10 protein-coding genes and 2 pseudogenes are annotated in these 11,705 nt (G+C 71.4%); 8 read left to right on the forward strand and 4 right to left on the reverse strand.

Translation table 11 applies throughout. The features are described from left to right. Positions 1-18: 18 nt before the first annotated feature. Both ACZ49J_RS31965 and ACZ49J_RS31970 read right to left on the reverse strand, forming a co-directional pair. Positions 19-783: a glucose 1-dehydrogenase gene (locus ACZ49J_RS31965; protein WP_467453909.1), complete on the reverse strand. Its 765-nt coding sequence runs from the start codon at positions 781-783 to the stop codon at positions 19-21. Then, positions 780-1,274, reverse strand: coding sequence for a VOC family protein (locus ACZ49J_RS31970; RefSeq protein WP_467453907.1), 495 nt, complete (start codon positions 1,272-1,274; stop codon positions 780-782). Before ACZ49J_RS31970 ends, ACZ49J_RS31965 begins: the two co-directional genes overlap by 4 nt. 136 nt (positions 1,275-1,410) lie before the next feature. Here ACZ49J_RS31970 and ACZ49J_RS31975 point away from each other — a divergent pair, with 136 nt between their 5' ends. Beyond that, the gene (locus ACZ49J_RS31975) at positions 1,411-2,868 is read left to right on the forward strand and encodes a benzaldehyde dehydrogenase (RefSeq protein WP_467453906.1); all 1,458 of its coding nucleotides are present in this window, start codon (positions 1,411-1,413) and stop codon (positions 2,866-2,868) included. Between the two features lie 44 nt (positions 2,869-2,912). Next, a complete protein-coding gene (locus ACZ49J_RS31980) occupies positions 2,913-4,613 on the forward strand; it encodes a thiamine pyrophosphate-binding protein (RefSeq protein ID WP_467453905.1) in 1,701 nt (566 codons plus the stop codon). Between the two features lie 51 nt (positions 4,614-4,664). Here the strand turns inward: ACZ49J_RS31980 and ACZ49J_RS31985 are convergent. Both ACZ49J_RS31985 and ACZ49J_RS31990 read right to left on the reverse strand, forming a co-directional pair. Then, positions 4,665-5,834 (reverse strand): annotated as a pseudogene (locus ACZ49J_RS31985) (carotenoid oxygenase family protein). Further along, entirely contained in the window at positions 5,824-5,982 is a 159-nt protein-coding gene (locus tag ACZ49J_RS31990; protein WP_468351126.1) for a Sua5/YciO/YrdC/YwlC family protein, read from the reverse strand. Before ACZ49J_RS31990 ends, ACZ49J_RS31985 begins: the two are co-directional and overlap by 11 nt. Positions 5,983-6,573: 591 nt before the next feature. Here ACZ49J_RS31990 and aspA point away from each other — a divergent pair. The 6 genes and pseudogenes from aspA to ACZ49J_RS32020 all read left to right on the forward strand — a co-directional run. Then, positions 6,574-6,957: pseudogene (gene aspA / locus ACZ49J_RS31995) on the forward strand (aspartate ammonia-lyase); the annotation flags it as partial. A gap of 58 nt (positions 6,958-7,015) precedes the next feature. Next, positions 7,016-8,464 (forward strand): four-carbon acid sugar kinase family protein, encoded by a 1,449-nt coding sequence (locus ACZ49J_RS32000; RefSeq protein ID WP_467453904.1) that lies wholly within the window; start codon positions 7,016-7,018, stop codon positions 8,462-8,464. Next, the gene (locus ACZ49J_RS32005; RefSeq protein WP_467453903.1) at positions 8,464-9,327 is read left to right on the forward strand and encodes a class II fructose-bisphosphate aldolase; all 864 of its coding nucleotides are present in this window, start codon (positions 8,464-8,466) and stop codon (positions 9,325-9,327) included. The genes ACZ49J_RS32000 and ACZ49J_RS32005 overlap by 1 nt, the downstream gene beginning before the upstream one ends. Positions 9,328-9,490: 163 nt before the next feature. Then, on the forward strand, positions 9,491-10,240 hold the full coding sequence (locus tag ACZ49J_RS32010; protein ID WP_467453902.1) for an aspartate/glutamate racemase family protein: 750 nt from the start codon (positions 9,491-9,493) through the stop codon (positions 10,238-10,240). Positions 10,241-10,287: 47 nt separating this feature from the next. Beyond that, a complete protein-coding gene (gene otnI, locus ACZ49J_RS32015; protein ID WP_467453901.1) occupies positions 10,288-11,106 on the forward strand; it encodes a 2-oxo-tetronate isomerase in 819 nt (272 codons plus the stop codon). A gap of 315 nt (positions 11,107-11,421) precedes the next feature. After that, positions 11,422-11,705 (forward strand): aldehyde dehydrogenase family protein (locus tag ACZ49J_RS32020; protein ID WP_467453900.1); only part of this gene is annotated, 284 nt, incomplete at its 3' end.

Here is an 11,705-nt window from a genome sequence, read left to right on the forward strand (position 1 = left end):
CATCCTCCGCCGGAGGGTTCACATCGCCGACGCCCCCGCGTCGACCGGCAGACCGACCCCCGTCACGAAGCTCGCCTGATCCGAGCAGAGCCACACCACCGCCGCCGCGACCTCCTCCGGCTCGCCGAGCCGCTTGATGGCCATGCGGCCGACCCACTGGGCGAGCTGATCGTCCGTCAGCGCGTCCATCAGCGGTGTGCGAATGGAGGCAGGACACACGGCGTTCACCCGGATCCCGGACTCGGCGTACTCCACGGCGGCCGTCTTGGTGAGGCCGAGCACACCGTGCTTGCTCGCCACGTACGCTCCGAGCAGCGGCGGCGACACCAGCCCGGCCAGGGAGGACGTGTTGACGATCGCGCCGGTGCCGCCCTGTGCGAGCATCTGCCGGATCTGGTGCTTCAGCCCCAGCCAGACGCCCTTGAGGTTGACGGCGATGACCCGGTCGAAGTCGGCGGCCTCCATGTCGACGAGGCTCCCCTGGTACTCGACGCCGGCGTTGTTCAGCGCGAAGTCCAGCCGCCCGTAAGCCCGTACGGTTTCGGCGACCAGCCGTTCCTGGTCCGCTTCGCGGGTGACGTCGCAGGGAACGAAGACGGCACGGCCGCCCTCCTTCCCGATCAGCTCGACCGTCTGCTCCCCGCCGTCCCGGCAGCTCTCCAGGTCGCTGACGACCACCGCGGCACCCGCCCGTGCGAAGGCGAGCGCGCTGGCCCGGCCGATACCGCCGGCGCCGCCCGTCACCAGTCCGGACTTCCCCTCCATGAACGGTGTGCCGGTCACAGCGTTGCTCCCTCGCGAATCTGGATCAGCTCGATCAGGTTGCCTTCAGGATCGGCGAGATAGCCGAAGCGGACATCGGGGTGGGGGGCCGGGCCCGGTGGCACGATCACCGAGGCGCCCGCGGCGAGCACTCGGTCGTAGATGCCTTCCAAGTCGGTCACCCGAAGGCAGAAATGCCCGTAACCCTGGCGCAGTACGGCCGAGTTCGGGTCGGACGCGGGGGGCGAGGGGACCGAATCGGGGCGGGACATGAGCTCCACCGCGTAGCCGTCGGCGCCGCGCAGCACCACAGCACGCATGCGCTGGTCCTCGACCTCGAAGCGGAACTCCTCGGTGAGTCCGAGGGCCTTGGTGTAGAAGACGACGGCCGCGTCGAGATCACGGACCGACAGTCCGACATGGTCGATGGCCGTGGTTGCGGCCGAGACCTGGGGCGCCGCTGCCGCCGTGGGGTGCATCGAGCACATCGCTACCTCCTGCGGAGTAGTCAACAATCTAAGATATCTAAGCAGTCTGACGATGTCGGCAACAAGACTTCTGCAGGTGGAAGGAGTATCTGCACACAGGTCTTGCGATATTCAAACACTCGACAATACTGTGATGTCTAATCACTTCAGGGAGTGCATCGTGAGCTTTCTCGACGCGGACACATGGACTGCGAAGATCTTTGCCGACGACTGGTCCGGCGGTTCCGGCGGGACCGCCCCGGTCATCGAGCCCGCCACCGGGGACCGGCTCGGCGCCATCGGGCTGGCCGACGCGGAGGACGCGCGCAAGGCCGCCACCCGAGCGGCGGCCGCGCAGGCACAGTGGGCGGCCCGGCCGCCCGGGGAGCGGGCCGCCGTCCTGCGCAGGGCCGGCGCGCTGTGGGAGGCGCACGCCGAGGAGATCCAGGACTGGATCGTCCGCGAGAGCGGCGCCATCCGCCCCAAGGCGGCGCTGGAGACCCACATCGCCGCCCAGGAGTGCTACGAGGCCGCCGCGCTGCCCAGCCATCCGCACGGCACCGTGCTGCCGTCCGACGAGGCACGCTGGAGCTTCGCCCGGCGCCGCCCGGCGGGCGTGGTCAGCGTCATCGCCCCCTTCAACTTCCCGGTCATCCTGTCCATCCGCTCCGTCGCCCCGGCCCTCGCGCTGGGCAACGCGGTACTCCTCAAGCCCGACCCGCGCACGGCGGTGTGCGGCGGAGTCGCCCTCGTACGGATCTTCCAGGAAGCCGGTCTGCCGGAGGGACTCCTCCAACTACTGCCCGGCGGCGCCGACGTGGGCGAGGCCGTGGTCACCGCTCCTGAGGTCCGCGTCGTCTCCTTCACCGGCTCCACGGCGGCGGGCCGCCGGGTCGGAGAGCTGGGTGCCCGCCATCTCAAGCGCACGCACCTGGAACTCGGCGGCAACAACGCCCTCATCGTGCTGCCCGGCGCGGACCTGGCGCTGGCCACCTCCGCCGGCGCCTTCGGCTCCTTCATGCACCAGGGCCAGATATGCATGTCCACCGGCCGCCACCTGGTCCACGAAAGCCTGCACGACGCCTACGTGGAAGCCCTGTCCGCCAAGGCCACCCACCTGCCCGTCGGCGACCCGGCGTCCGGTCAGGTCGCGCTCGGCCCGCTCATCGACGACCGGCAGCTCGGGCGCGTCGACGACCTCGTGCGGCGGACCGTGGCCGCCGGCGCCCGGCTCGCCGCCGGCGGCACCTACCAGGACCTCTTCTACGCCCCGACCGTGCTGGCGGCCGTGACCCCGGCGATGCCCGCCTGGACGGACGAGGTGTTCGGCCCCGTGGCGCCCGTCGTGCCCTTCGCCACGACGGAAGAGGCCATCGCTCTCGCGTCCGAGAGCGAGTACGGACTCTCCCTCGGCATCCTCGGAGACGTCGGCGACGCCATGGCCATCGCGGACGCGGTTCCCAGCGGTATCGTCCACATCAACGAGCAGACCGTCTCCGACGAGGCCAACGCCCCCTTCGGCGGCGTCGGCGCCTCCGGTACCGGTTCGCGCTTCGGCGGCCCCGAGGCCAACATCGAGGCCTTCACCGAGACCCAGTGGCTGACCGCGCGCCCCCGGATCGCCCCCTACCCGTTCTGACCGGACACCCTCAACCAGCACGCCAGAACAGGAGTCGCGCCGCCATGGGCGAGATCAACGCCGGTCAGGCCATCGTCAATGCCCTGCGGGCCGAGGGCGTCAGCCATGTCTTCGGCATGCCGGGCGGCCATGTCCTGCCCCTCTACGACGCCATCCACCGCACGCCCGGCATCAGCAGCTTCCTGGTACGCCATGAGCATCACGCGGCGGCCATGGCGGCGGCGTACGCCCAGCTCACCGGCGCGCCCGCCGTGGTCCTTGTCACCGCCGGACCGGGCGTCACCAACACCCTCACTGCGGTCGCGGAGGCATACGTCGGGGCCCTGCCCATGATCGTGCTCGGCGGCCGCGGCGCCACAGCGACCGCGCACCGGGGCGCCAGCCAGGAGGTCGCCACCGACCAGGTGTTCGCCCCCGTCACCAAGTGGTCGGTCCGGGTCGACCGGGCCGACCTCCTCACCGACGTCCTGCGGCAGGGCTTCGCCCGCGCCCGCGGCGGCAGGCCGGGCCCCGTCCTGATCGACATCCCGCGTGACCTGCTGACCCTCGACGTCCCCGACAAGCCGTACCTGCCGGTCGGCCCGCCCGCCCGGCTCGCCGCCGATCAACCGGCCGTCGACGCCGCGGCAGCGGCCCTCGCCGCTGCCCGCAGCCCGCTCCTCGTCGCGGGTGGCGGAGTCGCCTCCTCCGGCGCCTTCGACGAACTGCGCGCCCTGGCCGAACGCCTGTCGGCCCCCGTACTGACCAGCCTCGCCGGACGCGGCAGCCTCCCCGACGACCACCCCCTCGCGGCCGGTGGCCTCGGCGCCCACCGCAACCCGGTCGCCAAACGGCTGCTCGCCGAGGCGGACGTGGTCCTCGGCCTCGGCACCCGCTTCGAGGAGATGGAGACCAACTGGCAGCCCACCGCCCTCCCGTCCCCCGACGCCACCTACATCCAGGTCGACATCGACCCGGCCGAACTGGGCCGCGCCATCCCGGCCCACGTCCCCGTCAACGGCGACATCAAGAGAGTCCTGGAGCAACTGCTCACCACCCTGCCCGAGGACACACACGCCTCCCCCGGCCGCACGGAGCGCCTCCTCCAGGACATCACCGCCCTCGACGCCGCCGTCGACCGCATGGCACTCGACGACAGGGCCCCGATCCATCCCGCCCGCGTCATCCGCACCGCCCGCTCCGTCTTCCCCCGCGACACCGTCCTCGGCGTCGACGTCGGCGCCCTCGCCCAGCACATCGGCGGCGCGTTCCCCTTCTTCCGCGTCTACCGACCGCGCTCCGTCATCACCCCGTCCAGCTTCTACGGCATGGGGTTCGCGGCCGCCGCCCTGCCCGCCGCCCGCCTGGTCCACCCGCGGCGGCCCGCCCTGTGCTTCGTCGGCGACGGCTCCTTCCAAATGGTCATGAACATCGTGCCGATGGCCGCCCAGTACGGACTCGCAGTCACCTGGTGCGTGCTCAACGACGACGCCCTCGGCTCCATCCGGGACCTCCAGGAACACACCTACGGCAACCGCATCCAGGACACCGAGTTCCCCTTCCAGCCCGACTTCGCCCGCCTGGCCGAGGCATGCGGCGCGTACGGTGAACGCGTCGACGACCCGGCCGCCGTACCTGACGCACTGAAGCGCGCCCTCGCGGAGAACGCGGCCGGCCGCCCCGCCGTCCTGGACTTCGCCGTCGCGCGCACCCGGCTCGCGCAGACCAGGGAGCACTACTTCACGACCTACCCGCAGGACGACTGATCGGCGCCCGCTTCGGGCCCTCCGAAGCGGGCGCCGACCCAGGGCTCCTTGTCAGCCCGCGTCGGGGATCCAGCTGCCGTGGAAGCCGAGGGGGACCCGGGCCGGCAGGTGAACGGTGGCCACGGGATCCGCGGTGATGTCCTGGGCGGAGAGGATGACCAGGTCCGTGGCGGAGCGCTCGGGATTGTGCGCGAACGCCGGCACATGACCGTCGTCCTCGGCCACGCCGCATGCCGCAGGCACGAAGAGCGGCTCGCCGAAGGCCTGCCCCCGGCCGAATGTGCGGATCTCCTGGGTGCCGCGGTGCAGGTCGTGTTTGATGACCCGGTTGGAGAACGCGTCGTCACCGAGTTGGTCGAGTTCGCGCGTGCCGGCGAAGGACTCGATCAACTCGGTGGTGGCCGCCGTGTAGCCGTAGCGGTACGGCAGCGAGGTCAGCCGGTCGTTGATCCGGGGGAACTCCTGCGGCCGGTCGTCGAGGCGCTGCACGGTGGCCTTCCCCGCGGCCGGGTCGAGGGTGTAGCGGTCCAGGGCGGGCGTGCCGTGGCCTTCGATCGAGCCGGTGGCGTTGGACATCATCCTCGGGTGGGTGACCACGTCCAGAACCACGCGCTCCCCGTCGTCGTAGGCGCTCAGCGTGTGGAAGTCCATACGGGATCCACATCGACCCACCGCACGTCGGCCGCGGTTCCCGCCCGCGGCATCACCCCTGTGCGGGCCTGGTGCGCGTCGTTCCACTCGTAGGTAACCGGTGCGCCGCGCAGGGCGGCCTCGAGGCTGAAGGTGACCGGCAGGTCGTAGACGAGGACGTGGTTCCGGGTCAGGGTGAAGTCGTGCATCATCGCGCTTGACGGCACGGAGATGTTCTCGGTGCGGGTGACCCGGCCCTCGGGGCACGTGGAAGGTGACGTTGGGCAGGCCCGCCATGTAGGCCACGGCGTGGAGTTCGCCGGTGGCGCGTTCCGCCTTGGGGTGGGCGGTGAATCCCCCGGGGAGGGTGCCGTCGAAGTCACAGGACGACAGAGTGGTGAGGTCATGGCCGAGTTCGTAGGGCAGGGTGCCGCCCTCGACCAGGGCCAGAGTCCGGCCCGCGTGGCCGATGACGTGGGTGTTGGCGGCCACCTCCACGGACCGCGGTCTGGCGCACCCAGCGGTTGCGGTACCACTCCGCCCTGCGGCCCGGCGGGGTGACGCGCGAAGGCCACTGTCTTTAGAGTCCACCGGTCGCTTCGAGGGGCACCCGGGAACCGCGCCGCAGGACCAGCATGAGGGGTCCCGGCCAGAAGTGTTCGGCGAGCAGGCGCGCCGTCGCGGGCACGTCCTGGACCCAGTCGCCCAGCAGCTCGGCGCCACCAATGTGAACAATCAGAGGGTGGGAGGGCGGACGTCCCTGACCCGGAAGATGCGGGCGACGCGGTGGGGTCCTCGGCGTTCGTGCCCAGTCCGTACACGGTTTCGGTCAGGAGGGCCACCAGGCCGCCGCCGCGCAAGGCGCACTGCCCGCAGAAGTACCCGTCGGCGTCCTGGCGGCCGAGGTCGCCGGTGTTGGGGAATCGACGAAATGCACTGGTCAGCGCCTTTTCGGGCCGCTACGAAGATCGTTTCCCGAGCTCAGTTTGAGCGTTTCCGACCGCGTCGGTGAACGGCCTGTCGCGGGCCAGGCAGGCAGCGCGGGGTCACGCACGCCCAGGCGTCCCCGGACCGAGCAGCCCTGGTCGGGTCGGGAGCCGTAGAGGTGTGGTCGACTCCGGCGGCGATGGCCTTCCTGGACGGAGCGCTGACGAAACCGCGAGCAGGTTGCCTTATAGGACGACCTTATAAGGCACATCGGGATTGTGTCTTGGACGCGCTGCCCGGCCCGCTGGTGCAATCGGCCGTATGACGAACCAACCACCGCATCGTCCTCACCCCCGGTGACGGCATGGGGACCGAGGTCCTGCCGTCCGCACGGCGAGTCCTGAAGGTGATCGGCAACGACGTCACCGTCACCATGGCCACCGAGGCCGGGCAGCTCCAGCTCAACGCCTTCGAGCCGATCATCCGGCACTCCCTCTCCAAGAGCATCACGCACCTGGAGCGCGCCTGCCTGCCCCTGGCCGAGCGGTGCGTCGCGGGGATCACGGCCAACACCGAGGCGCTGCGGGCGGCGGTGGAGAACTCCATCGGCCTGGTCACCGCCCTCACCCCGTACATCGGCTACGAGGCGGCGACCGGCATCGCCCAGGAGGCCCTCGCCAGTGGACGCGGAGTCGCCGAACTCGTCCTGGACAAGGGCCTGCTGCCCGCCGGCACCCTCGCCGAGCTGCTCCGTCGCGGGACCGGGTCAAGCCCTGGTGTGACGTGATCAAGCGCCACCTCGGCTGACGTTCCCTCTCCTACTCGTAACAGACCAGGAATTCGCCATGTCTCTACCCCCTCATGCCCAGACGCGGCCCGTCCCCGAGGCCGCGGTGCTGGAAGGGCTGCCTTCCGTGCGCGAGGTGAGCGCCGCGGAGGTGGCCGCCCGGATATCCGGCGGTCCCCGTCTCGTCGTCCTCGACGACGACCCGACCGGCACCCAGACGGTCACCGACGTGCCCGTCCTGACGTCCTGGACGGTGGACGACCTGCGCTGGGCGCTGCGCCAGGACAGCTCCGTCTTCTTCGTCCTGACCAACACGCGCAGTCTGTCGCCCGAGGACGCCGCCGCCCGCGACCGCGAGGTGGTCCGCGCCCTGCACGCGGCGTCGGCGGCCGAGGGCACCGGCTACGTCCTGGCCAGCCGCGGGGACTCGACCCTGCGCGGCCACTTCCCGCTGGAGACCGATGTCCTCGCCGAGGAGCTGACCGAGCTGGGCGCAGGTGCTCCGGACGGTGTGGTGCTGGTCCCCGCCTACATCGAGGCGGGCCGGCTGACCGTCGGCTCCCGTCACTGGATGCGGACCGCCGACGGACTGCTCCCGGTCGGCGAGAGCGAGTTCGCCCGCGACGCGACCTTCGGCTACCGCAGCTCGTCGCTGCCCGAGTGGGTCGAGGAGAAGACGGGCGGACGCGTGCCCGCTGACGAGGTCCTGTGCGTCACCCTCGACGACCTGCGCGGCGGCGGCCCGGGGCACACGGCGCGGCTGCTGTCCTCGCTGCGCGGCGGACAAGTGGCCGCGGTCGACGCGGTGTGCGACGACGATCTGCGGGTGCTCGCCCTGGCCCTCGCGGAGGCGGAGGAGAACGGCACGCGGCTGCTGTACCGGGTCGGGCCGTCCTTCGTCAGAGCCCGCGCCGGACAGGCCGGGCGGGCACCGCTCACCCCGGCCGAACTGCGCCCGCTGCGCGGCAACGCGCCGCACGGTCTCGTCGTCGTGGGGTCCCATGTGGCGCTGACGACACGGCAGTTGGACCGGCTGCGGGAGCGAGGCGGGATCGCCGAGTACGAACTGGACGTGGCCCTGCTGCTCGACGAGGAGCGGCGTGACGCCCACATCGCCGAGGTCGCGGCCGCGGCCGCCGGCGCGCTGGACTCGGCGGACGCGGTGATCCGCACCTCTCGCGTGCTGGTGACGGGCGCCGACGCGGACGACAGTCTGGCGATCTCCCGCCGGGTCTCCGCCGCGCTCGTTCAGGCCGTACGGCAGGTCAACGCCACCCGGCGGCCCGCTTTCGTCGTCGCCAAGGGCGGTATCACCTCCAGCGACACCGCCACCCACGGCCTTCGGATCCGCCGTGCCTGGGCCCGGGGCACGCTGCTGCCGGGCATCGTCTCGCTCTGGGAGCCCGTGGACGGCCCCGCCGCCGGCATCCCTTACATCGTCTTCGCCGGGAACGTCGGGGGCGCCGACGCCCTCGCCGACGCCCTCGACCTCCTCAGGAGTGCCTGATGCTGCTGCACGGAACCGATGCCCTGAAGGAGGCCGCGGCCGCCGGTCACGCTCTGCCGGGGTTCGTCGCCTACAACCTGGAGACGGTCCAGGGCGTCACGGCCGCCGCGGAGGCCGCCGGACGTCCGGTGATCATCCAGGCGGGCTCCAGTCCCTTCAAGCACGCCGGCCGCGAGGCCCTGATGCGGCTGGCGCTGCACGCGGCCGGACACTCCGCCGCCCGCCTCGGTGTGCACCTCGATCACAGCCGGGACCTGGACGAGATCACCGCCTGCCTGGAGGCGGGCTACACCTCCGTCATGGTCGACGGCTCCCATCTGCCGTTCGCCGAGAACATCGCGTTGACGAAGGAGGCGGTCCGCCGGGCTCGCGACCACGGTGCCTGGGTGGAGGCCGAGTTGGGTGCCCTGCCGGGCGACGAGGACGTCTCCACCGACGCCGTCGTACAGGCCGCGGCGATGACCGACCCGCGGCAGGCGGCCGAATTCGTGGCCGCGACGGGCGTGGACGCGCTCGCGGTCGCCGTCGGCAACGTCCACGGCTTCACGCAGCACCCGGTCCGCCTGGACCTGGAGCGGCTGGCCGCGATCCACGAGGCCGTACCGGTCCCGCTCGTCCTGCACGGCGCCAGCGGTCTGCCCGTCGAGGAGTTGCACGGCGCCCTCGCCCGAGGCGTCGCCAAGGTCAACGTCAACGCCGAACTGCGCCGCGCCTATCTGGAGGCCACCCGCGAGACGCTCCCGTCCGCGTTGCCCGGCTCCGACATCGTCTCCCTGTGGGCGGCGGGCCGCGACGCGGTCCGGGACACCGCCCTCGACGTCATCGGCCGGCTGAGCCCCCGCGCTGAAGGGGGACACGCATGACCTGAACTTCAGCCCCGCTGACCTGGGACCGCACCACAGCGACGGACACAAGACCGGCGTACTCCCCCGGCCGTGCGCATCGTGGCCGGTTCGCACCACTTCGTCTCATGCTCTCGTGCCCTCATCGGCGCACGCGCCGATACCTCACCCTTTTGGAGCCAGCATGTCCACCACTGCCTCGATCGCCGTGTTGCACACCAGCTTGCTGTTCGTCAGCCCCGATTCGGTCATCAACGAGTACCTTGCGGAACTCGCGCCGGACGCCAAGGTCCTGCACTTCGTCGACAGCGACGTACTCGCAGCCGTGGCGCGCGACGGTGAGGTCTCACCTGCCAGCACGCGGCGCATGGTGCACCTGGCCCAGGCCGCGGAGTCTGCGGGCGCCGACGTCATCTTCTCCGCCTGCTCCTCGGTCGGTCCGGCGATCGACGTGGCCCGACGCCTGGTCTCCGTCCCGATCGTCAAGATCGACGACGCGATGGCCGCGTCAGCGGTCGAGACCGCGGGCGCCATCGGCGTCCTGGCGACGGTCCCCACGACGCTGCCGCCGACCCGTGCCCTCGTCGAGGAGAAGGCCCGGGCGGCCGGCCGCGACATCACCGTCCAGGAGCGACTGTGCGAGGGCGCTTTCTCGGTGCTGATGTCCGGTGACCGCGACCGCCACGACGCGATAGTGCTGGACGGGGCACGGGCGCTGGCCAAGGAGGCCGAGGTGATCGTGCTGGCGCAGGCATCCATGGCACCGCTGGCTCCCGCGATCGCCGAAGCGGTCGGCAAGCCCGTGCTCTCCAGCCCGCGCAGCGGAACGGAGAACGCGGTGCGTGTGCTGAACGAGCAGACGGCTGAACCTGCCCATGCCACAGGGAGGACCTTGGAGACCACGCAATGGCAGGGAGGCTGCGGAGCGAGGTGATCGAACCACTGACCGTGGCCGTCCCCGGCCGGAACACAGGAGCCATCATGCCGAAGTTCGCAGCGAACCTGTCCATGATGTACAACGAGCACGATTTCCTCGACCGCTTCGCCGCGGCCTCGGCTGATGGCTTCCAGGGGGTCGAGTATCTCTTCCCCTACGCGTACGACGCCGCCGAACTGCGCCGCCGAATCGACGACCACGGCCTGGTGCAGGTGCTCTTCAACGCACCTCCAGGAGCGTGGGAGTCCGGAGAGCGCGGAATGGCGGCACTGCCCGGACGTGAGGCGGAGACGCGTTCCGGCGTGGACCGGGCGCTGGAGTACGCGGGGGTGCTGGGCTGCCCTCGGGTGCACCTGATGGCCGGGCTGGTCCGACCGGACGCGACACCGGCCGAGCGGGCCAAGCACCGCGACACCTACCTGACCAACCTGGCCTGGGCCGCGGAACGGGCCGCCGCGGCAGGCGTCGACATCCTGATCGAGCCGATCAACGGCCGAGACATGCCCGGGTACTTCCTGAGCACCCAGGCCGAGGCCCACGCCGTGGTGCAGGAGGTGGGAGCCTCCCATCTCAAGGTGCAGCTCGACCTCTACCACTGCCAGATCGTCGAGGGCGACCTCACCACGACACTGCGCCGCGACCTGCCGACCGGCCGGGTCGGTCATCTGCAGATCGCGGGCGTGCCCGACCGGAGTGAGCCCGACCAGGGGGAGTTCAACGTCCGCCACCTGCTCGACGTGGTCGACGAGCTGGGCTTCGACGGGTGGACCGGCTGCGAGTACCGCCCCCGCGCCGGCACGAGCGAAGGTCTTGGCTGGCTCGACGACTACCGCAGCCACCGGGCAGAAAGCGCACGAGGATGAGCGGAACGGCCTCGACCCCGACCTGATCACCTTGGCCGAACCTCCACCACACAACTCCTCACCGCCGACCCGGCCGCCCGGGCCGCCGCCCATGAGGCCGTCGCCCGTATCGGCGGCGGCCGAGCGGGCGCCCGAGGCACCATCGACGTCCACGACCCGAGCCTTCTCGGCGCCGTCACGGTGTCCGAGCCCGGGCGCCGGGCGCCGGGCGCATCGAGACCGCCTACGCCCTGCTGTCGGACATCACCGCCATCCACCAGCGCCACGCCGACGACGACACCGCCCCCACCCGCCCCGCTCTGAAGGAGACCCACCGTGTCTGACACCGCCGTACCCCCCGGCATCGAACTCGGTACCGACACCACGCTCGTGCACAACCCCTACACCGGCGAGGTCATCGCCTCGGTGCCCACCGTCGACGCGGGCGCCATCGGCAGCGTCCTGCAGCAGGCCAGATGCGGGCGCCGCACCGCCGCCGCGCTCTCCCGCGCCTCCCGAGCCTCCGTCCTGGAACGCGCCGCCCACCTGATCCAGCGGCGCGCCGAGTCCTTCGCCCAGCTGATCGTCAGCGAGGCCGGCAAGACCATCACCCAGGCCCG

It is taken from the genome of Streptomyces sp. NPDC030840, from assembly GCF_055572015.1.

What these genes read in the sequence shown, in the direction of transcription:
- ACZ49J_RS31980 (WP_467453905.1), top strand. Translation starts at nt 2,913, where the DNA reads ATGGGCGAGATCAACGCCGGTCAGGCCATCGTCAATGCCCTGCGGGCC.
- otnI (WP_467453901.1), top strand. Translation starts at nt 10,288, where the DNA reads ATGCCGAAGTTCGCAGCGAACCTGTCCATGATGTACAACGAGCACGAT.
- ACZ49J_RS32000 (WP_467453904.1), top strand. Translation starts at nt 7,016, where the DNA reads ATGTCTCTACCCCCTCATGCCCAGACGCGGCCCGTCCCCGAGGCCGCG.
- ACZ49J_RS32010 (WP_467453902.1), top strand. Translation starts at nt 9,491, where the DNA reads ATGTCCACCACTGCCTCGATCGCCGTGTTGCACACCAGCTTGCTGTTC.
- ACZ49J_RS32005 (WP_467453903.1), top strand. Translation starts at nt 8,464, where the DNA reads ATGCTGCTGCACGGAACCGATGCCCTGAAGGAGGCCGCGGCCGCCGGT.